This window comes from Aerococcus viridans, from assembly GCF_002083135.2.
In the GTDB taxonomy this organism is placed as follows: Bacteria; Bacillota; Bacilli; order Lactobacillales; family Aerococcaceae; genus Aerococcus; species Aerococcus viridans_C.
In genome coordinates, this window is record NZ_NBTM02000001.1 from 120,353 (window position 1) to 141,939 (window position 21,587).

A 21,587-nucleotide genomic window follows, 5' to 3' on the forward strand; every position below is an offset into this window, starting at 1 on the left:
CTATCCTCCAAATACTTTTAATAATGCGTCGATGACAATGTAGATAATCCCACCGCTACCTAAGATTGTTAGCAATAACTGACCCCGATTTTCATCCACTGACTTTTTACGTTCATCTGCTCTTTTTTCAGAGTCTTGATTACCCTTCAAGACTGCGTTGAGTATCTGTGCATTCTGATCATTTTGCTTCAAAGATAATTCACGTAGATGTTTATTACTTTCATCAATACGTGAGTATCTATCTTTTAAATCATCATTAATACTCTTGATTTGCTTGAAAATTTCTTCATCATTTTCTTCCAAGCGTGATATACGTGTTTCGTGGTCTTGTGTTTCCATCTTCCACTTCCTTTCTAAATTTCATACAACAAAAAAAACAACCTTTAAAGGTTGTTTCTACTTTGAAAAGAACATTTTTATTTGGCGTAAAATTATCCTAAAGTACTTAAAATCTGATTTAAAAATAGAGTATTGTTCCAAAATTAAGTCATAGTTATCCGAAGGACTGAAGCTATAATTATAATCTTCAATACTATTTGACTTCACAAATTGAACAATGTCTTTGTTCTGTGCTTCCGTATCAGAAATCAATTTATCTAATGTATACACAAAGAAACTGTTGTATTTCTCATAATCAACTAGAAATGTTCTTGCCATTTTTAATTGGTCTATTAACATTCTGTAGTATAAATTAATTTTTCCTATTCTTTTAGTATCTTTATATAACTTTATATCTAATTTTATTTCTTCAATCTCATCAAGAATCAGTTTATTTGCTTTTTCAATAGAACTTTGGATTTGTCTCAAATTATGATATGTGACTTTAGACTTACTATAATCTCTGTAGCTTTCTACACTATAAGTCACAACCAGTGCTGCTATAGCAGCGATTAAGGCATTTATAACATACTCCCACAAATGCGTTTTATTAGACTGCTCAATGGCAGATATTAACTGTTCAAACTGCTCTTCATTCATAAAACCACTCCCAAACTTTTAGCTATAATATAGCATATTGTTTGGGAGTGCGTGTCATTATCTACCCAACTGAACCATTTAGACTGACATTAACCGCATTGAGTACCGTCTGCTTGATATACACGATGTCGCCTGACTCTAGCACGATATTAAAAGGCAATACCTCATTCGTTCCTGCAGCGACTTCATACTCGTAAAGAATATCCGCACCGTTTAAAGTGATTGTTATTTTAGATGGTTGGTCTGATGTATTAGTGAAAGTTGCTGAAGTCAATACCCCAGTTTCATAATTAGTTGTGAAAGCTTGTAATTTATCTGTTTGTGGTGTGTCGAAATAAAAACGTTTGGTTGTTTGGTTGTTAAATGTTGTCATGGTATTTCTCTCCTTTTTAATACGTTATTCTACTACTTCTAAACTAAACCAACTCTGTGGTAAATTTGATAGTTCAAGTGTCTTACTCTCATCAGTGTTGTAAAATGAAACGTTGTATTCTTCCCCTGCCGAAACTTCTAAAATCCCACTAGATATTGATAAGTGGGTTGTTGTACCCGTCGAGATAACTGTTGGTAAACTACTAAATCTGTGAGAAACACCTACTTTTGTAATCATCAACTCACCTTTTGGTATACCCTTCGATGAATAAATTTGTGCATTCAACCTTACTTTTCGGACGAACTCTGGTATTACGAAACTACTACCTGTTGGGCTTAGGAAACCACCTTCATCTTTTTTCAAATAACCAAATAATATCCTACTAGTATATGTCGGTGAAATTAATTGGTTACTAGCTTCGTTTTGAGTTCGGTATAGCAGAGCCATTTTACCTACACTACTAGCGTCACCAAATCTTAAATCAGATTTTTTAGGTAAAGTCGAAGCTACTTCAGTACCTTTCCCAATTTTAGTGTTCAATATAGACAACGAACCGTAGTTACTATTACCAGAAATTAATTTCCCTTTACCTTTGTTGTTACTAGTATCATCCCTATTTATCCAGCCACCTATAAAAGTTACTGTACCAGCAAACATTTTTATGTTGATAGCATTATCTTTTGTTAAGTAAAACGTGTTAGCACCATTGATAACAACTGCTGTATAATCTGGTGTTTTACTGCCGAACTCAAACATTACGCTAGCATTAGTAGATTCTGAGCCCGGCGAAATTACAGTACCTTGCATCCCGGAGAAGTCGTAGCAAGTGCCGGTGCAGTGGTCAACGGCAGGGTTTATTACCGTAATGTAATTTCCGTAGATAGATATTGCAGTTCCTGTTGATGTGACTACATACAGAGACTCGTACACGTTACTTGTTATAATGCCACTTAAATGTTTAAATCCATCAATACAGTTTTCCATTCTGATAAATCTGAAACTGCTCAAATATAAGTGCCCTCTAGTAGCAACGGATGTTTTTGCGTTTAATACATAAATATTCTCATAAATCGAATTGGTCATGCTCTTAGTATTGATATACAGACCATATTCAACGCTAGTGGTACGGTCAGCCGCAAGTGTAAGTCTGCTAATAAACACACCTCTAGCATTGTCGATTAAGTTTCTGTCCTGTGATAAAACTATCGCAATGGCATTAGCATTTAAGTTGTCACTTAAATTATCAGCGACATCATCTGTTGTTTTATGTATAGTTACGCCTTCTCGACTTTGACCGATTATTTGACTACCAATACCATCAAAGTCAACATTATTACCTTTGGCAGCATAAATGATTAAAGGCTTACTGATAAGGTACTTCCCGTTTGGAATATAAACGTTGTAATTATTTTCAAAAGCATAGTCGATAATGTTTTGTAAAGCTTCTGTGTCATCAGTCAATCCGTCACCTTTTGCTGCAATTAACCCGGTATCTCTCGGTGGCGTCATTACATTAATGGCTTGCTGATTAGCGCTTTTATATAAATCAAAAATATAACCACTTTCATACTCTAAGCGATCGGATAAGGTGTTATGTACACTGCGGGCTTGAATAATTTCTGGCGCACTGATTACATCCTTATCTGTCATCTCTCGAATTACTTGGTCATTGTAAATTTCCAATGTATCTTGTCGTTCTTTAGTAGCGTTAGATAAGGATTCGCTCTTACTAGCAATCAAACCTGCATACTCGGCATTCCTTGCTTGCGCTTCACGTATCTGCTGACCGTATGTTTTAGTACGGACAGCATTAGCGTATTTGCGAATAGGTTGAGGTACTTTCGATTGGTCATATTCGATTGGTCCTAGACCGCTTGTATCTTTATCTTCATTGATATTATTCCAATCCAATTGTTATCAACTCCTTTTTAATATTTTCAAATCTTTGTTTGTATTCAAAGTAATCTTTGTCCGTTTCTTCCGTATAATTTGTATTAAAAGTTTCGAATTCTTGATTTATAGCGTTTTCAGTGCAATACCACCTATCTAATAACTCAAAAAATAATTCTTCTAATTCTTTCGATTTCATTGTTTTTAATTTCCTTTCATTTATAATCAAAACTAAAACGAGGTGACAAAATGAACGAAAATTGGTTTGAAGATTCCGTTGCTTGTCTAAACGTTGCAAAGGATACTATCCTCTACCTTGAAAAAACTGTTCCAAATGCTGTTGAAGATGAAGTGTTAATACCTTATGTTAAGGTCTACACAAAGAACACTCTTGAAAATTTGAAATCCCCTCTTGATTATTCTGCCAACTTCATTTTTCATGAGTACTGTCGAGAAATGTACGTTTCAAACAATGAGGTAAAGAAGAATGGTGCAGGTAAACCACAGTTTCCCTTAACAGATAATAAGGATAAGTTTGAGAAAGAGATGGATAGAAAATTTAAAGGTTTAGACCAAACCCAGCCAAAAGTTTATAGTTTACTTGAATCCATGCAATATTTTAATAATAAGAAATGGGTTAAGATTCTAAATAAACTGGTTAACGATAATAAACACAACTTTTTAACCAAACATGCTCTTAAAGAATTTGGGGTACAAGTTAAATATCTTAAAACAATAGACGGGTTGATCTTTAACAACGTAGGCGCTTTTAATTCGGGTAAAGATAATATCGTATTAGGTGATATACCTTTTAACGAAATTACCGCCCCAACACATCCTTATGTCGAAGAATACGATGCGGACTTTTTCTATAAACTTCATTTTCTAGATACAAATACCGAAGTGGTTGATACACTTAAAAATATTTATAAAGAAATTAAAGAATATATTTTTAATTTGCAGGAAATAACAAAAAAGAACCCATAAATTTGGGCTCTTTTTTATATAGGTCTTGGTAAACTTGTTTTATTATCGCCAGTAATTCCTAAGTAATTCTGCGGATTCACAGTATTACCCCCACTGTGGAACACACCGTCAGGACTTAACTCGTAATGTAAGTGCGGTGCATAATCTCCGCCCGTTCCACCAATTACACCAATCACGTCTCCAGCTTTAACTGTCTGGCCAACTGACACACTGATTGATTTCAAGTGCATATAGTTAGACCAAAACTTGTCGCCAGTATGTTCAACATACACCGCATTACCGATTCCGCCAGTCATAAATTCGGCCTTACGGACAACGCCATCAGTAGTTGCGTGAGCTGTGTAGTTTCTATCGCCATTAGTCCCAATATCATGACCGCTATGCAGCACACCGTTTCTAGGACCATACGTCATATCATATTCGATTGAACCCGGTGACTTACCTGCACGCACAAAGAAATTGATGCCAGGTAGCGTGTAGTCGACAGGGAAAACTCTGTCGGTTGCATATCCATCACTGCCTACCGGTGGGTCTGTTGGTGTTGTTGGTGGGGTTAAGTTCTCAATCAGTTTACCAAGGTCTTTTATTTGTTTCTCAATACTAGGTATCTTTTCGGTTGATACTGTCGAGTATAGTTGGCTTAAATCAGCGTAACTATTACGTATGTCTGATAACCGTTTGGATTGGTTTACGAAACTATATGACAATTCTGTTAACTGTTGTTTCATATTTTGTGTGATCCATTGGTAATCATATATTGTTGATAATTTATCTCCAATAACCATTGACGATTCTTGAGGTGACACAATGTCTATTGTTAATTCAACGCACCGTAAGTAATTATCCAAGTTCATAACTGGGTTCATGACATGATAATCATAACCAATTTTAAACTCCTCTGGCGCTTTTCCAATAGTGTGTAAGTCGTAAGCTGTCAAAGTGTACTGGGTTTTAACTGGTTGTATTTTCGCCATGTATTCTTTACCTTTGGTTAGTAGAATCTTAGGATCGTTTACATCCTCCCACACTACCGATTTACCTTTGATAGTATAATACTCGAATAAATCTTCCCTATCTATATAAGGTTTACCATTATTCACAGAAGCTATGGTTAACCGTTCCTCACTTGCGTCGGTAGCAGTTTCATCTTCCGATTCAATCCTTGCTCCAAGTGGTGTAAGTCTTGTAATAACCTCTGTTGCGTCAACTGTACGACTAAGTGTTCTCAAGTTCTTCCCTAGTTTAATAGTGGTCTTACTTTGTTTACCGATACGCTTTAACACGTCTAAATAACGAACACCTTTGTCATATCTAATTGACAGTTCCCCACCTAAGCGGTCAATAATCTTATCTAGTATTTCCTCGTAAGTGCTTCGTGTAGCTGATAAATATAGATACTGAAAATCATTAGGGTCCTCAACTTCAACAACACCTAGTTGAAATTTCTTAAAATCTTCAACCTGACCATTGTGCCAGTTTAAAATGCTAGTCATCAAATTCCGAGGACTACCTCGCCATTCAACGTGTCGTGAAACACTGTCCGTTAAATAACCCATCTCTGATTGACACACGAACGATGTACTATGTAAACCGTTGCTCGCCATATCATCAGTTGGCATGTATACTCTACCCTTGAATATTGATTCATTGGTCTTGGTGTTTACAACTTCAATCTGCGTTTTTAGAGGTTGTATCTGACCGTAACCTTTATTATTTTGGTAGAAACTAAAATCAAAAGTATCTATACCATCCACCATGCTTTTAACTTTACCTTCAACAAGTTTATTTGCTGATATATTTTGTTGGTGGATATCAATACGTTTACCGTCGTTGAAAATCGAAACTCTATACAAACTATATCAGCTCCTTCCTGAACTCAAAGTTAACATGCGCTCTTGCATGAGCGTACATTTTAAATGTGTTAACCCCAGTGTGTAGAATAAACTCGTCAATCTCATGTGTCCCAGCGAATAGGTTGAATATAATACCGTCATGTTCAATAGATATCTTATTTGACGTTGTGATTTTAGGTACAACATCAGTAGCGCCATTGTTAACCAATGTGACGTCCGTCCATTTGGTTTGCGCTTGCAGCACGTCTTGTTCCATCAGCCAATAAGGCTGACCTTCTAGCTTGTAAGCCACACTACTTGCGGAAGCTGTTGTTTCACGCATGTCAGTGATTTTATATGTTCTACCAAGTTGTTGAATGTCAATATCTGCCCCACCGTCATAATCAGTAGCCCACGCTGTGTAACTCGCTTGATCACCAACTTTTAATTTCTTAAATTTAGACCAGTCAGATTGTGTTGTAAAGTTAACTTTTTGTGATACATCCGTTTCGAAGTTAAATAAATCCCAAATATCATTACCTTCTAAGTTTCTGCCAATCATAAATGGATAACATATAAACGTGAAACTAATCGTGCCATCTTCGTATCGATTATAGACACTACCTTCTTCTACCTCGGCTAAGAAGTAATAATCTGGGTATGTGTCATCCATCAACACCTGCTTACCATGGCTATTTAATAACCAGTTTACAAAAGCTGTACGTTTGCTATCCATTGTTAATCGATCAGTTAAACCAAATTGATATAAATTAACCACATAATCAATGCGGCGTTCCTCATATACTGGTCCGCCATAGATTTCGGAGAAATCATAGATGACACTAGTAAATGGTAAACTACCTTTAATCTTTATTTTATCAGGATCATGTATCGTTCTACTTGATACCGTGATACCAAATTTCGTTTGAATATCTTCTCCTTTAAAGTAAAAGCTATCTCCATATCCGTATGTCATCGTCTCATTCCTCCCTCTCTAAGTTTTGTGTTAACCGCTAGTTCATTTTCCACGAACGGGAATACTGCTCTACCAACTTCACGTCCATCCACGTTCATAACACCAACAAATTCTGTTCCAGTAATTGCTCGAATCAGTTCCATAATTAAATTATTAGTTTCAGTCATATCAACTGAGCCACCAGTACTTTCAAGCACCTTACTCCGTTGATTACTTGTAATTGGCGTAATTGATACTTTACCTTGTGCAATTTGAAAAATTTCCGGACCGGCTTCTCCTACTAAACCTGTATAGCCATCATATGCATTATCAATTCGTCCACCTTTTGCGAATTTAGGCAGTGCATCTAAGTACTGTGCAAGCAATGGATTATTGTTCGCAGATGTTCTAAAAGCCTGTCTAGATGGCCAAATCCGTGTTCCTTTTGGTAGATTATGTAACTCCCAATTATTACCAGATACACCAAATTGTCCACTAGGCGTTAAGTATGGTTCGCGACGCCCACCATCACCTAACCAAACTTCTCCACCTCCCCAGCTTGGGTCACCTGTTGCTTTACCTTTAATAAATTTCTGTACAGTCTCATAAATTGTTGTGAATACAGATTTTTTACTTGAAGGTGCATTATTTACAGAGCGCGTCCAATCGTTTACTGCACCAGTATTACTACTTGCGTTCGTACTTGTTGTTGCGCTTGTATTAGTAGAGTGAGTCTTACCTTGCGCAGTATTCCACGCATTAACCTGTGAAGTAGGTGTCGGTGCGTTTGTTGACGTTCTTGCTGAAGTGCTCGTACTATGCGTTCCACCTTGAGCTGTGTTCCAAGCATTAACTTGAGCTGTAGGGGTTGGCGCATTGGTACTTGTAGTAGCTGATGTTGAAGTGGATTTAGCATTATTCTGTGCTTGATTCCATCGTTCAACTGCTGGGCTATTAGCACTAGCATTTTGTTGTGCAAACATTACACTTGTTTTGTTTGGCGGAAGAATTTGCATTTCTTCATTCCACTCTTGAATTGACGGCGTATGTTGGTCAACATTACTTTCGACTTGAACTTTTCCGAACTTAGTTTCAGTCATTAATCCAACTTCACGATTGTAGTCAGATAAGTTTTGTTGCGTCTCTTTCACACCAAATTCAGTCACAGTGACTTGTCCGTTCTTTTCCTCAAGTTCTGAGCCTGTCCACTGTTCGATTAAATCCATAACCTGTTGTGTAGCATCTGGTGCATTTGTATCGATATTAGCTAACTTATCTAAGAATTCAGTACTATTCCACAAATCGTGATAAGTCATAAGGGCTAAAGTTTCTTCATCCATATTGGACTGCGCTAACATCATTTTTGTTTCGTACTCTAAGCCGTCCCAAATTTCCTTATCTTGGAGAGCTTCTTTAATCTTTTGACCAGAATTAGTCATTACAATAGCTAATTTGGTTTCCCAATCAAGCTGGTCCCAAACACCCGCGTCGATTAACGCTTGTTCCATAGCTTCGCCGGAATTGCTATGTAATATAGCTTCTTTATTTTCTGGATCAATACTATCCCATATCCCTAAAAAGTCTAGATATGTTTGTGCTGCAATACCTGATGTTGTCGTTAGGATAGCATCTTTCTCAGTGGGATCTAGTTGCTCCCATAATCCGATATCTTTTAATACCTGTTCCAATTCTTCGGAAGTGTTAGTATTTAAAATTGCTTCTTGTTCTTTATAGTCAAGATTATCCCACAGGCCGTTATTCACCAGAAAAGCTTCAGCTTGTTCACCAACATTCGATGATATTAATGCTTGTTTCTCTTCCCACTCAAGGTCAAACCATGCCATATTAGTTGCCATTGCTTGACCGATGAATTCTTTAGCATTTGAATCTATATCAGCATTCTTTGCGTAATATTCTAATTGTTCCCAACCTTCTTGTGTAGACGCGATTTCTTCAAATGTTTCAGCAGCATTTGTATCAAGTTCAGCAATCTTATGCTCAAACAGCATATTATTCCAACTATCATTCGCCTTGCGCATCGCTTCAGACATTTCATCTGTAGATACAGCAAATAAACTGGCTGTCTTTTCTTGACTGCTAGCAATTTCTTTATTTACATCAGCGATACTAATACCGTACTCACCATATGAATCCCTTAGGTTTTCTAGTATTTGTGCTTCATCAATCCCTAAAGCGCGTTGCTGTTCTACCATCATCGCCGCTTCATGTAACTGCTCAGCCTTATACTTCGCCTTTAATTGATTTTCTGCTGCAAGCATTTCTTCATTAGTTGCGCCAGCTTCTTCTCCCCATTGCCTCAAAGCTTGGAGATCTTCATCATATTGTTTTTTAGTTTCTCTACGTCTATTTTCACCTTCTGAAATTAAGTTACTTAATCTCTCTTTAGACATATCTTCATATTCTAAATTGTACGCTTTAAGTGCATTAATTTTTTCTTCGGCTGTCATATCCGCATTTTCAATTTCGATACGATACATTTCTTCTGCTGTATCAGCTATAAAACGTTTTTCAGCATCAGTTAACTCACGGCGTTCTTTACTGGCACGGTCATAAATTTTATTAACATTATCCTGATAACCTGAAATAATTTCCTGCTGTGTAGAGAGTCCTGTTTGATAATCTTCATTTACAGTTTTCAAAACCTCTCTAACGTTTTCAGGTAACTTATTAAAGGCTTCTTCCGATTCTTTACCAACTTTTGATAAATCTTCACTAACACTTTCGGCCAGACCGTTATAGGCCTCTTTAGCCTTTTGTGCTCCTTCTTCAGCATTGGTTGCCATCTCAGAATGAGCCGAACTCACTTGATCATTTACTTCATCGAATTCTGTGATAATTTCTCTACCGACTTCTCCAACGACACCACCAAAGTCCTTAGTATCTTGGGAAGCTTTATAAGCATCTTCACCCCAGATTTTCCACGCTGCGTAACCTCCCATTGCTACTGCTGCAATTCCTAAAGCCCAAGGTAATGTGGTAACTAATGCTGTCGCTAAACCACCTACACCACTTGCGCCCGCTGCAGTTGAGGCTCCTCCAGCTAAAGTAGTTAATGCCGTTCCAGCCGATGAAGTTGCCGGTCCTAGTAACTTAGCACCAGCTTCCCACTTACCGAACATTCTGACTAATTTGGAACCACCAGTATACAATGTACCGATACCATTACCAACTTTTCCTATTCCGGACAATACTGGTCCCGTTGCCGCTGCGAATGCTAAGAATTTAAGGATAGTCTGTTGCGTTTCATCATCTAACTCATTGAAGCTATTCACTAATTCAGTCACGTTCTCAGCAACTGCTGTGATTGCCGGTGCTAAAGCTTCAGTAATTTCAATACCAGCCGTTTCTAAAGCACCCATCATTTCTTCGATGGTACCGGCTACGTTGTCTTGCATCGCTCTAGCCATCTCATCTGCTGCACCCGCTGAATTTTCTAAACTACGTGATAGCGTGTCAACTTTACCACCACCAGCTTCAACTAAAGCCATCATTCCTGACATAGCCTCTTGACCAAAAATCGTAGCCATCGTTTGAGCTTGCTGTTCTTTTGTCATGCCTTGCATTGAACCGGCTAATTCTGTGACGATTTGAGACATTGGTTTAACTTTGCCGTTCGCATCAAAGGCATTAAAACCTAATTCGGCCATCGCATCACTAGCTTGTTTAGTTGGTTTAGCAAGTCGAGTGAAAGCCCCACGAAGTGTTGTCCCGGCTTGACTACCCTTAATACCTGCATCACTCATAATACCAATTGCAGCTGCTGTATCCTCGATACTTAACCCTAGAGTATTAGCCATAGGTGCAGCGTATTTCATTGCTTCAGCCATATCACCAACTTCAGCATTGGTATCTGCCGCCGCTCTTGCAAAAACATCAGCAATATGAGTGGAATCACTTGCTTCGAGTCCAAATGCATTGATTGCAGTTGCGGCAGCTTCAGAAGCTAAGGCTACATCTCCACCAGATACTGCAGCTAAATCTAGCACACCGGGCATGGTGGCCATGATTTGACTTGCATCAAACCCAGCACTCGCTAAGTTTTCCATACCCTGTGCTGCTTCACTGGCACTAAAAGCGGTAGAAGCTCCTAATTCCTTAGCTTGTTCAGTCATCGCTTCAAGTTCGCTACCTGTTGCCCCAGCTACAGCTCCTACTCTTGACATTTGTTTCTCAAATTGGATCCCAACTGTAGCAGCTGCTGCTCCCATAGCAACTAATGGGACAGTTACAGAAGTAGTTAACTTACTACCCACAGAACCAATGGCGCTAGAAACAGACTTAATTTTCCCACCAGTTTTCTCCATTTTATCTGCAGTATCGGCGAATCGTCCACCGGCGTTCACATAGTCTTCCGTTAGTTTTTGTGCCTGATTAGACATTTCTGCCATACTGATTTTTGCTGAGTTTATTTTACCCGGCATTTTTTCAAGCTCTTTATTATAATTAGCTTGTGTTTTCTCTAATTCAGATAATTCATTTCCAAGAGCGTCAGTCTCCGCTTTAGACTCTTGCCAAGCTTTTTTTGCTTCCTTAGTTTTGGTTGCATTCCAACCCATAGTATTACCGAGTTCTTTATACTCTTTTTCTAGTTGATCAGTTGTCGTTTTCGATTTAGAGAAAGCATCAGAAGTCGATTTTATATTTCGTTCAGTGACTTTTAGATTAGAGCTAAAATCTTTTTGAGCTGACTCTAATGATTTAAGTTTTCTAGCTTGAACATCGTATTGTCGTTCCAGACTTTTCAATTCAGTTTGGAATTTACTTGTAGCCGATGCATTATTACCTAGTTCAGCCATCGCTAGCCTTGTTTCTTGTGCCATGGTCCGAGCTTCTTGGCCAGCTGTTCTTAGATCATTCTTATACTGATTGACACCTTCCGCCATCAAGCGGACACCTATACGTCTTAATTCAGACATTCGTTACCTCCTCCCTATAAGAAATTAATACCTGGCATTTCAGATGGTGTACTATCGTTATCTGATTCTTTTTCACTATTTTTTGTTAATTGGTGTAACATTTCAGAAATCGCTAAAGCATCATGTTGATATAAAAACTCATCCATCGTTATGCCAAATAGCTTTCTGGACATAGTATAGAGATAGTCAAAGTCTATGCTTTGTCTTTCTGTACTTCCGCTTTGGTTTTCTTCGCCTTTTCCTTTAGGTCTTCCACTGGTGGATTGAAGGCAATGTCGAAAAAATCATTATAGAATTTAATTGCTTGATAAGGTGTGGTGTTTTCTGCAACTTCTTCAAACGTCACGTCTAATCCATTAGCTTTCATGACCGCAGTCGCAAATTTGACCATAGCTGTATTGCCATCAGTTTGTAATTGCTCATCAAATTTTGATTGTGTGTAGTCAAATAATTCTTCCATATAAATCCAAACTGCATTATTTACACGATATTCTTTTTCTTCACCAGTGATATCAGATGTAAAACTTTTAACTGTATTTTTAAAAATATTACTCATTAAAATCCTCCTAAATATAAAAAGAGGCCAAATAAGGCCTCATTAAATTAAACTTGTGGGTCGGTACTGGAAACTAAACACTCTGCTAAAGTGGCTTTATCAAACCAACCTTTTTCTAGCAATGCATCACGATCATACAATCTAGCTGTTGTAGCGCTTCGTAAATCCGCTTTCACATATAGAGTATTGTTTAAATCATCTGCAGCATCTGCAATTGCAGGGCGATAAATTAAAGCATTACCGACAATAGAATATGAAGTGATCTGTGCTTCTTTAGTATCAGTTTCAGTTTGTGGATTTAGACCAACTGGTTGCAATTGACATTTTGGCATATTCACAATTACTTCCCCACCATTTTCATCTGTCATTGGGAATGCGAAACGGAAGAATTTTTGAATTGGGTTTGAGTTGTACCCATATACTCCTTCACCTAATTTAATTGCGCCTGTCATACGTTCAGCAAACCCCTCTGGTAAGTATCCAGCAGATAAATTGATTGTTAAGTCTGATACTTTCCCTAAGTCCGAGTGCTTTTTGTTTGATAAGAAAATCGGACTAGATTCGTATGTCATTTCAGTTTCTGCAGATTGTAATGAGGGTACAATTTCAACCTCTTCTGCGTACACTGGAGCTTTTGAAGCTGTTTCTTCAGTAGTCATTTCTTGGAAATAACCGTCACCTAAACCTGTCATTAAAGTTTGTTTTTTTACTTGTGCCATAAAATATACATCTCCTTTTAATATAAAAAGACAACTAGTTTTTAGCTAGTTGCCTATAGTGTCTTGTTCAATTTGTTTAATTATTTGTTCTTCTGATTGTTCAGCAGCAGGCCTTACATGCGGTCTAGGCCTATCTTTATAGGTACCAACTTCATGGAAATACAGATGAAAATTAGGCCGTTTATCCCAACCAATTAATCTATCGTTTGCATCCCTTTCAAACATAATACCCGCTACACCGGCACCTGTTTTATTCAATCCCTTTGAACTTGCAATTGATTTAGCTTTATTTACAATTAAATTCGCACCCTTATCCATTGCTTGTGGTAATCGTTCAGATTTTCTGATTAAATCTTGAATGTCACTATCAATTGATGAGTCATTACCTATCATTTCTGCCTTAACTCTCACGAACGCACCTCCAAGAAATAATGGTAAACTGGATAGTTTGTATTATTATCAGTATCAGTCGCTTCCAACCAATCGGTGGTAAATAGACCTGCTTGCTCTAATCTATTTTCGATTTCACTGAGCATATTATTGTCCTCCACGTCCAATGGCGTCAGAGTGAACACATCAACTTGATACCAGATATTACGATTAGCTTTTTTATTTGATAACCTGTCAGCGTAATTATTACCTAGATTAAATCTTATAAATGGAAATTTAGCATTCATGCTATTCCCATAAAACCAGGTATAATCTAGCCCTTTAAGAACATCAGCTATATCAGATTTTAGCGTCACTATAGCCACCTTCTTTCGCTAGTAACAATTCTGTTTCGTTATTAGTAAAATCAGGAAATACCTTAACGATGTCATAGGTTACAGACTCATCGTTATTTAAAATAGCAGTCATTCCACTATGTATATGTAGATTTAAAGGGATTCTAACCTGTCGTTCTAAAGTGACATTTTGACTGCCAAATTCATAACGATCTTGACTATGAATTCCCTGCAATCTAATAGGATAAGTCCCTAATAGTTTCAGATAAGTAGCACCGGGAATAGGTGTGTTATATTCGTCAGTTTTAACTCGACGTTCTACTATCCCTAAGATGCCATCGTTATAAGCATTTTGAATTCGCTTATTTTTAATTGTCTTGTGCAGGCTCATTCAAATCACGCTCCATTGCTAAATTCAGGCCAAATGCATTCAAATCATGCAAGAAATTTTGATAATATAATTCGCTAGCATTAGCGCGAACATATCTTGCACGATCAAACACAAGCATCTTGCCTGTTTTATTCGTTTCAATATCAAAGTAGTCTGAATGATCTACAACATACTGATATGCTGACTCCAAGTTTCGTTTAAAAACTTCATCAGACTCTACACCTAGGCCAGTTTCTCTGACATATAAATCCTTAAATTCACTTACCAACATATCACTTACAGTGCCAACCATATTCTTCACCTACTCTTCAATAGGTTCTTTTGCTACAAAGCCCTCATTTTGCAAAAATGCTAATCGCTCTGGGTCAACTTCTCGTTTAGTCGCTGGGTAAACAGAAAAGTCGCCATCTACAGTGTAGTGACGACCTTTTTTATGTTCTCCAGATTTTAGTTTATCTTGGGTATCATAAAAACCTTTTAAAATTAGAAATTTTTCCATCCTATTTACCTCCTAATTAAACTTGTGGATCTGTTTCGACTTGAATAGGATTAATTGTATCTTGTTTTGCTAAATCTGCTTTACCTTCTGCTTCAGGTACGGTTACACCCTCAATATCAGCTAAGTCTAATACTACGAAAGCGTTAGGATTTTTAGCTAACCCATTTGAGAACATTTTTGCAATGAATAAATCCATGTCTTCAATTGCTAAAGTCTCTTCATATTTTTTAAGTTCTACATCACCAGCAACAGCTAACAAGTAATTTTTCAAGTTACCTAAAATAGCCTTACCTTCTGGCACGGCATATGATTTCACAACAGATTCCCCATTTGGCAATCCTAATTGAACCCAAGCACCAGTTTGTGTGTTTTGGAAGAATAAATTTGGAGAAATCTTAGTTTCGTAAGTAACAGGATTCACTACCAATGAAATTTTCCCATTCAACATCTTTTCTTTTGCTAATAATCCGCGAGGTCCACCGAATGATTTAGGAGTTAAATCGGTAATTTTAACAGCAGTTTTTTCTGGGTAAACACCATCAGTTGAACCAGACAATTTACGCATAATACCAATAGGTTTTAACTTCCCGTCACCATTAATAACCGCTAACTCTAAAGTAGCTGCCATGACTTCACGTAAAAATGTAGTCACATATTGTGCTAACCAAGTTGGTCCCAATTTAAAATAACCTTTTGGCAACGCAATAAAACCAGATAGTTTAGCTACGGTCATATCTAACGATTTGAATGAACCAATTAAGATTTGACGAATATCTGCTGGAATTTCTGACCAGAAAGCTGTTTGTTTTGCATGGTCTGCATAGATGTATTTAATCGCCGCTTCAGTATATCGTGTATCGATTTCAGATAATACAGGATGTTCTTGCGATAAATCTTGCATAATAGTCTCGATAATTGTTTTTGGAAACAACTCATCTAATCCGTCAACGGTTTGTTTTTCAACCGCTTCAGCAAAGAATTTCTTTTCTTTTGGCGTCATTTGTAAACGATTCGCACGCTTTGCCATCACAGTATCTTCATCACGCGCGCTTTCGTACTTAGCGATTTCAGCGTTCACTGAATCTTCCATTGACTCTGCTAAAGCTAATGAATAATCTTCAAATGCTTGTTTTTGTACCTCTGTTTCTTCTGATGATAGTGCATCATACATTGCTTGTGTAGCTGACTGTAATTTATTTTCTTTTTTGTCAGATAATTTAATTGTCATTTATTTTTCTCCTTTATATTTAAACGTTAAACGTTTTTACTAAGTTACTTAAAAATGCGTTTGGTTTGTTTTCAGTAGATTCTTCAGTTAACTCTTCATCTTCATCTTCATCTGACTCTTCCACATCTACTAACTCATCATTGGCAGAATTTTCTTCGGCTTTTGTATCATCAGCCTTAGCTGAATATTTATTTAATAAGCTAGCGATTAATAAGTTATCTTGCGATTCTACAGAATCACCATCTTTAACAGTTTTAGTTGCAAAACCAAAAGTTTCAGCTTGTTCAGCAGTTAACCACGACTCATTTTCCATCAACTCTCCCAACTCATCTTCTGTCCCATTAAAACGCTCCATATAAATATCTCTATATGATTGTTCCAAAGATTCTAAAGCGCCGATTTCTTTTTGCAAGTCACTCTTATTCCCAATGACATATGCCCAAGGGTTATGAATCATAAAAGTAGTTCCGGACGGCATTGTTAACGTATTCCCACAAGTTGCAATGACTGATGCTGCACTTGCTGCGATACCATCGATTACTACATCAACTTCATCAAAAGTAGATTTAATATAATTACGAATAGCCACGCCTTCTGTTGCATCGCCACCGTATGAATTGATGTGAACTGTTAATTTAGTTTTGTCTAATCGACTCGACATTCGACGAACGTACTCAAGTGTCACTCCGTCCCATGCATCACCAATCGTTCCATATAAAAATAACTTATCTTCTTCAGTTGAAACAGATGCTTTGATAGGCTCTTCTACCATCATTTTTGCTAATTTCTTATTCAGTATTCTCACCACCTTTCAATGGTTCAATATTTTTGGTTAAGTAGTAAGCTGACGATTCTGCATTTTCTAATCGTTCATATCCTGCTTCTTCCCGAATATCATCCGGACTAAATGAACCAATACCAATCAGTTTTTCTGCACTAGTAGCAATATCGAAAATATTGATATAACGTAATTTCAGAGTTGAAGCTTTTACATAATTGCCAGAAATATATTCTTTTGGTGTGTAAAACTTTCGATTAATTTCATCAGAAATTTGTTCAACAAGTGGTTGAATAACGTTAATCAAATATTCATCCTTATGTTGACTGACGTCCGCCATATCGCCATAAATTAATGATGGATGGATACCAACAACTTGTAGGACTGCATCGAGATACTCATCAGAAATTTTATTCATTTCATCAACCTGACTATTGGCAATACCGGTACTACTAGAATGTTCCTTGTACTCCATACCATCTTGTAATGGTACGACACCGACTGTTTTGTTGCTGAATGCTTTGAAAACTTTATCTACAAAAGTTTGTAAATAGCTTTGGGCATTTTTTTGCTTACTTAGCGAACCAGTTAGTTTAGCAGTAGCACGCACTTGATTTGTCCGCATTGCTACTTGAATCAACCTAGCAAATAAGTCACCGTACGAATCATCCAATTGATGTACTAATCGTTTTAAATCAGTATTTTCATATTTAAGATGTATAACTTCTGTCTCACTAAAACTTCTATTCATATTCAAGCCATTTACAACAATGTCACTATAGATATTTGGGTATACAGCAAACTCTTTTATTTGAAAATCATCAGCCACTAAGAAATAATCTTCTTTTGTCACAATAATTAAACATTCGTTGTCTTCATAAAATAATTTACGAATAACTTTCTGCCAAAACTCTGTTGCATTATCGTTCAAGTTAGGTTGGACGTTTAAATGGTAATACAGGTCATCACGATTAAAATTTCCGCTGTCAAACGTCTTCCATTCAACAAGTGATAAAGACCTAGCCACCTTACCTAAAACCGTGTCTAACGCCCTCTGTTTCATTAATGTGGCATTGTAGTCTTGCTCCAATAAAGTAATTTCTTTGATAATATTTGCATCCGGGTGTCGACTAAAATAATTAAATACGCCTATAACCTTTCACCACCTTTCATTTTAAATTTAGATACATTAGATCACCTCCAGAGTTCCGTTACGTCACGACCTTTATTATTCATAACATCCCTCCTTTCACTAGAAATCTATGTCCGCTAAAATAAATTCCGATGGTACTTCTAAATTCGTATCTGCAAAATAAAAAGCATAAAACAGAGCCATGAAACCATCTGTCTTACGCCTTAATTCTTCTTTCTTTTCATATAGCTTATTACCTGAAGCGTCATATTTTACGAATACATTATTCGTGTACCACCTCATCATGTAATCATTACCCCAACGAATATGTTGTCCACCAAAAACTCTATCGATTTTATCTGACACTTGACCAGAAGCGACTCTAGGGTTATTTACCCAGACTACTTCAAAGCCAACATCTTCTAACGGTACTTTTAAAGTATTTAGTTTGTGTTTATCAAGTACTATTGTTTGAAGCATAGGATTCTCTTCTCGCATTTCTACAAACCAATCCACTATATGATCAACTGATATTAATGGTTCATCGATAATTGTAAGTAACCCTTCTTCTTGCCATTCTTTTATCGGCGCTTTAATCGTAAATTGATTTAAAAAGTTTTGGTTTACAAAACTATGATGTTTCCAAATATACTCTTCGTTTTCGTCCAAGAATAAAACGCCACATGCAGTGAAGTCTCGTGCTTGCGCAAAGTCACAAGCGCCTAATGCTGATAATTCTGAAGTATCTTGAGGAATAGGTCTGGTTGCTGCTATCAACTCTTTTTTCGGTACCACAGTACGATTTGTATCTTCCAACAATGTATTCATATTTTTAATCGTAAATTTGATTTTATCCGTTTTACCAGACTGAATGCCATAATAACGTCGCTTCTGTTGTCGCATATGCTCTTTGGCATATTCTGTCATTGGCGCATGATACATAGGATTAGCTTTTTGCCACAAATCAAAATTATCCATTTCTGATAAGTCATCTAACTTACAAATCCAAGGAAACATCCGCGTATATGGATCTTCACCATTCAGTATATTTTTAGCAATATCAATAGTTTGATCATAGACACCATCACGTTGAAAACCGTTTGTACCGATATAGTAAGCCCTAAAATCTTTCACCTTACCACGAGCTGATTCAAATATTTCCAATTGGTCATTCTTTACATATTCGTGAATTTCATCAAATCCAACGCAGGCGACTCGTAACCCATCTTTTGTATTAGTGGACGATGTTCTAAATTTTAAAATACTATTTGAATCAATCCCTTTTATATATTGTTTATTCTTATAAAAGTAGGATTTCAAATCTTCATTGCTGTCTAACATGTCATAAATTTCATCAAATGAAACCATCGCCTGATCTTCGGAGTTCGCTACAATATCAACATTATAATTTCTGATGCCGTGAAGCGGACCAATAAAATAGTTACTTAATCCACTAAAGAGTCCATTTTTTCCTGAGCCACGGGCCATCGTCCAAAAATGCGAATCATAAAATAAGGCATCGGTACCATCTTCATTTATCCTTAGAAAACTAAAAGGAATTAAAAACTTCTGAAAATCAGCTAGAGGGAAATACCACCTTTCTATGTAATCAATGCAGTTTTCTATTTGCTCGACATCAAAATAAACATCATCTCGATTCAATACATCTCGCTCTAGGTATTCAAATAATTGAATACGTTCTTTATTTAAAATGATTTTCCCATCATCAAATAAATCCATGTAATGCTTGACTGTTGGATACATTGTTTTAAATGTCATAGTAAATCACGTTTCATGGCCACGATTTTATCTCTTGGCTTTTCCGATATTATATTAGTAATTGCTTTATCAGATTTTGTATCATTTTTAAACTGTATAGAATCTAGCAATTTCATCATTGAGGCTTCTATTTTGGTCCATGAATTAATTGCAGGATTTTCTTTCAAAAAGCTTTGAGAACCATTAACAGTTTCAACAACCACCTCGTGCTGCTTTATTTTTTGTTCTAATTTCTTTTGGATATCGTACATCAGCAAGTATCGTTCGACCTTATCGACTTCAATCAAATTATTCATATCTATATTTTCTAACATATACATTTTTAATTTTGTTTTTGCTGGTCTAGCCATCAGACCCCCCCTTCCTTAAAGTGCCCCCTATTGCGTATAGGAATTTCAAAAAAAGTTCCACAGTCGCATCCCCTCCCCGCTGTGCAGAGTGAAATTTATTTTTCAAAACTTTTAGTGGGGGTGTACCTAAAAATTTTTACCACCATTCATCATCTGACCATTTACTTTTCTTTCTGAATTCATTCCCTTTGAATATTCTGTCATGTTTCAACTCATGATGATAATGACACAAGACCTGTAAGTTATCCTCATCCAACCTCAAGTCTGGTCTGTCTTTTAGTTCAAGGATATGATCAACAATAAGTGTAGCAACATCATGTGACGTAACTATTCCTTGTCGTTTGCATTGAATGCATTCATAGTTATCACGCTGCAATATATATTCACGCATCGCTCGCCATTCTTTAGACCAATAGAATTTATTACGTTCGTCTGTTGTTTCATACACTTATCATCACACTCCTTTGTTAGTAAATAAAAAGAACACCAAGCTGATTTGGCTTGATGCTCTGCTGTCAAATATTAATTTGTAGTATGTTTTGTTTGTCTTAATCTTTTGACAATACCAATATACTACGTGAACCACTCCCACTACTACTATCATTCACTCCCAATTAACTCCCACATTACTCTCATTTACTTTCATCATCTCATTCAATTCTTTGAGTGCTGCATCATGTAATCTATACATTTTACTTTGAGAGCAATGCATATCCTGCCACACTTCAAACCAAGGTAAGTTGTCAAAGTATCTCAGTGTGATTACTTCTACATAAGATTCATCACTTAGTGAGTTGACGTAATACTTTAATTCTTGTTGCTCTGCATTCACTACTATTGATTGTTTGATAATTTCAGATTTCAAATCAGAGATCCTTGCCAACTGGCCATCAAATGAATTGCTCTTTGAAGAAGTAACAACTACCTTTTTTAATTCTGTAGTTGTATTTGTTGCAATGGCATTTAATTCTACCAACTGTTCTTTGTATCTCTGCAACTTCTGCTGCTCATTACTAAACTTTAAAAGTTTCTCTTTAGCTAAATTCGTCACTCATACAACTCCCTCCTTGTGTCAGCTGTCTATCTTATGTCTATCGACGAGGATAGACACCCCTTATCCTTACTCCCCCAATCGATTCAGCGTCTAAAATTTAAAATGTAAGCGTAGTTTTCACTCTAATATTATTATATATATTTACTACTTTTTATTATTTTTTTCTTTAAATATATAAAAGGAATAAAAGTAAGATAGACAAGATAGACAACCTCTATAAACACCGTCATATCAACGTTTGAGTGTCTATCATTGTGTCTATCGAGTTGTCTACTGTCTATCCTCAACCCGTAAAAATGACCATTTTTATAACTTATTTAGTATAAAAAACCAAGAAATCTGCTAATTTGCTGGTCGATTTTGACCAGACATTTTATAACTTTTGTGGTCGATGTTGATATATCAAGGTTCATTTGACCACGAA

At 36.6% G+C, this 21,587-nt stretch carries 24 protein-coding genes; 1 reads left to right on the forward strand and 23 read right to left on the reverse strand.

Annotated elements, in window-relative coordinates; genetic code table 11:
- From A6J77_RS00520 to A6J77_RS00540, 5 genes are all read right to left on the reverse strand, one after another.
- Window positions 1–339, reverse strand: coding sequence for a hypothetical protein (locus A6J77_RS00520; protein ID WP_059134486.1), 339 nt, complete (start codon window positions 337–339; stop codon window positions 1–3).
- Window positions 340–396: 57 nt separating this feature from the next.
- Window positions 397–978, reverse strand: a complete 582-nt coding sequence (locus A6J77_RS00525; protein ID WP_083067605.1) for a hypothetical protein — start codon at window positions 976–978, stop codon at window positions 397–399.
- 61 nt (window positions 979–1,039) lie between these two features.
- On the reverse strand, window positions 1,040–1,351 hold the full coding sequence (locus A6J77_RS00530) for a hypothetical protein (protein ID WP_083067606.1): 312 nt from the start codon (window positions 1,349–1,351) through the stop codon (window positions 1,040–1,042).
- Between the two features lie 24 nt (window positions 1,352–1,375).
- Complete coding sequence (locus A6J77_RS00535; RefSeq protein ID WP_083067607.1) at window positions 1,376–3,262, reverse strand: glycosyl hydrolase family 28-related protein; 1,887 nt, start codon at window positions 3,260–3,262, stop codon at window positions 1,376–1,378.
- Window positions 3,249–3,440: a hypothetical protein gene (locus A6J77_RS00540; RefSeq protein WP_083067608.1), complete on the reverse strand. Its 192-nt coding sequence runs from the start codon at window positions 3,438–3,440 to the stop codon at window positions 3,249–3,251. Before A6J77_RS00540 ends, A6J77_RS00535 begins: the two co-directional genes overlap by 14 nt.
- Before the next feature lie 50 nt (window positions 3,441–3,490).
- Between A6J77_RS00540 and A6J77_RS00545 the strand changes: the two genes are divergently transcribed.
- Entirely contained in the window at window positions 3,491–4,228 is a 738-nt protein-coding gene (locus A6J77_RS00545) for a hypothetical protein (RefSeq protein ID WP_083067609.1), read from the forward strand.
- Between the two features lie 14 nt (window positions 4,229–4,242).
- Here the strand turns inward: A6J77_RS00545 and A6J77_RS00550 are convergent, their stop codons facing one another.
- From A6J77_RS00550 to A6J77_RS00630, 18 genes are all read right to left on the reverse strand, one after another.
- Complete coding sequence (locus A6J77_RS00550) at window positions 4,243–6,081, reverse strand: phage tail spike protein (RefSeq protein WP_083067610.1); 1,839 nt, start codon at window positions 6,079–6,081, stop codon at window positions 4,243–4,245.
- A 1-nt stretch (window position 6,082) separates the two neighbouring features.
- Complete coding sequence (locus tag A6J77_RS00555; RefSeq protein ID WP_083067611.1) at window positions 6,083–7,036, reverse strand: hypothetical protein; 954 nt, start codon at window positions 7,034–7,036, stop codon at window positions 6,083–6,085.
- Window positions 7,033–11,952, reverse strand: a complete 4,920-nt coding sequence (locus A6J77_RS00560) for a phage tail tape measure protein (protein ID WP_083067612.1) — start codon at window positions 11,950–11,952, stop codon at window positions 7,033–7,035. Before A6J77_RS00560 ends, A6J77_RS00555 begins: the two co-directional genes overlap by 4 nt.
- A gap of 14 nt (window positions 11,953–11,966) precedes the next feature.
- Entirely contained in the window at window positions 11,967–12,125 is a 159-nt protein-coding gene (locus A6J77_RS09305; RefSeq protein ID WP_193756616.1) for a hypothetical protein, read from the reverse strand.
- Between the two features lie 20 nt (window positions 12,126–12,145).
- Window positions 12,146–12,508, reverse strand: a complete 363-nt coding sequence (locus A6J77_RS00565; RefSeq protein ID WP_083067613.1) for a hypothetical protein — start codon at window positions 12,506–12,508, stop codon at window positions 12,146–12,148.
- Between the two features lie 47 nt (window positions 12,509–12,555).
- Complete coding sequence (locus tag A6J77_RS00570) at window positions 12,556–13,227, reverse strand: hypothetical protein (RefSeq protein ID WP_083067614.1); 672 nt, start codon at window positions 13,225–13,227, stop codon at window positions 12,556–12,558.
- 45 nt (window positions 13,228–13,272) lie between these two features.
- Window positions 13,273–13,638 carry an HK97-gp10 family putative phage morphogenesis protein gene (locus A6J77_RS00575; RefSeq protein WP_083067615.1) on the reverse strand — a complete coding sequence of 122 codons (366 nt, stop codon included), beginning with the start codon at window positions 13,636–13,638 and terminating at the stop codon, window positions 13,273–13,275.
- Complete coding sequence (locus A6J77_RS00580) at window positions 13,635–13,973, reverse strand: hypothetical protein (protein ID WP_083067616.1); 339 nt, start codon at window positions 13,971–13,973, stop codon at window positions 13,635–13,637. The genes A6J77_RS00575 and A6J77_RS00580 overlap by 4 nt, the downstream gene beginning before the upstream one ends.
- On the reverse strand, window positions 13,957–14,343 hold the full coding sequence (locus tag A6J77_RS00585; RefSeq protein ID WP_083067617.1) for a hypothetical protein: 387 nt from the start codon (window positions 14,341–14,343) through the stop codon (window positions 13,957–13,959). The genes A6J77_RS00580 and A6J77_RS00585 overlap by 17 nt, the downstream gene beginning before the upstream one ends.
- Window positions 14,321–14,635, reverse strand: coding sequence for a hypothetical protein (locus A6J77_RS00590; protein ID WP_083067618.1), 315 nt, complete (start codon window positions 14,633–14,635; stop codon window positions 14,321–14,323). The genes A6J77_RS00585 and A6J77_RS00590 overlap by 23 nt, the downstream gene beginning before the upstream one ends.
- A gap of 9 nt (window positions 14,636–14,644) precedes the next feature.
- Complete coding sequence (locus tag A6J77_RS00595; protein ID WP_083067619.1) at window positions 14,645–14,842, reverse strand: hypothetical protein; 198 nt, start codon at window positions 14,840–14,842, stop codon at window positions 14,645–14,647.
- Between the two features lie 16 nt (window positions 14,843–14,858).
- Entirely contained in the window at window positions 14,859–16,070 is a 1,212-nt protein-coding gene (locus A6J77_RS00600; protein WP_083067620.1) for a phage major capsid protein, read from the reverse strand.
- 19 nt (window positions 16,071–16,089) lie between these two features.
- Window positions 16,090–16,845 carry a head maturation protease, ClpP-related gene (locus A6J77_RS00605; RefSeq protein ID WP_083067621.1) on the reverse strand — a complete coding sequence of 252 codons (756 nt, stop codon included), beginning with the start codon at window positions 16,843–16,845 and terminating at the stop codon, window positions 16,090–16,092.
- A 13-nt stretch (window positions 16,846–16,858) separates the two neighbouring features.
- Window positions 16,859–17,911, reverse strand: coding sequence for a phage portal protein (locus A6J77_RS00610; protein ID WP_127885810.1), 1,053 nt, complete (start codon window positions 17,909–17,911; stop codon window positions 16,859–16,861).
- A 189-nt stretch (window positions 17,912–18,100) separates the two neighbouring features.
- Window positions 18,101–19,759 (reverse strand): terminase large subunit domain-containing protein, encoded by a 1,659-nt coding sequence (locus A6J77_RS00615; protein WP_083067623.1) that lies wholly within the window; start codon window positions 19,757–19,759, stop codon window positions 18,101–18,103.
- Window positions 19,756–20,109, reverse strand: coding sequence for a P27 family phage terminase small subunit (locus A6J77_RS00620; RefSeq protein WP_083067624.1), 354 nt, complete (start codon window positions 20,107–20,109; stop codon window positions 19,756–19,758). Before A6J77_RS00620 ends, A6J77_RS00615 begins: the two co-directional genes overlap by 4 nt.
- A gap of 136 nt (window positions 20,110–20,245) precedes the next feature.
- A complete protein-coding gene (locus tag A6J77_RS00625; protein ID WP_227645086.1) occupies window positions 20,246–20,557 on the reverse strand; it encodes an HNH endonuclease in 312 nt (103 codons plus the stop codon).
- Window positions 20,558–20,713: 156 nt separating this feature from the next.
- Window positions 20,714–21,160, reverse strand: a complete 447-nt coding sequence (locus tag A6J77_RS00630; RefSeq protein WP_083067625.1) for a DUF1492 domain-containing protein — start codon at window positions 21,158–21,160, stop codon at window positions 20,714–20,716.
- Between the last annotated feature and the right edge of the window lie 427 nt (window positions 21,161–21,587).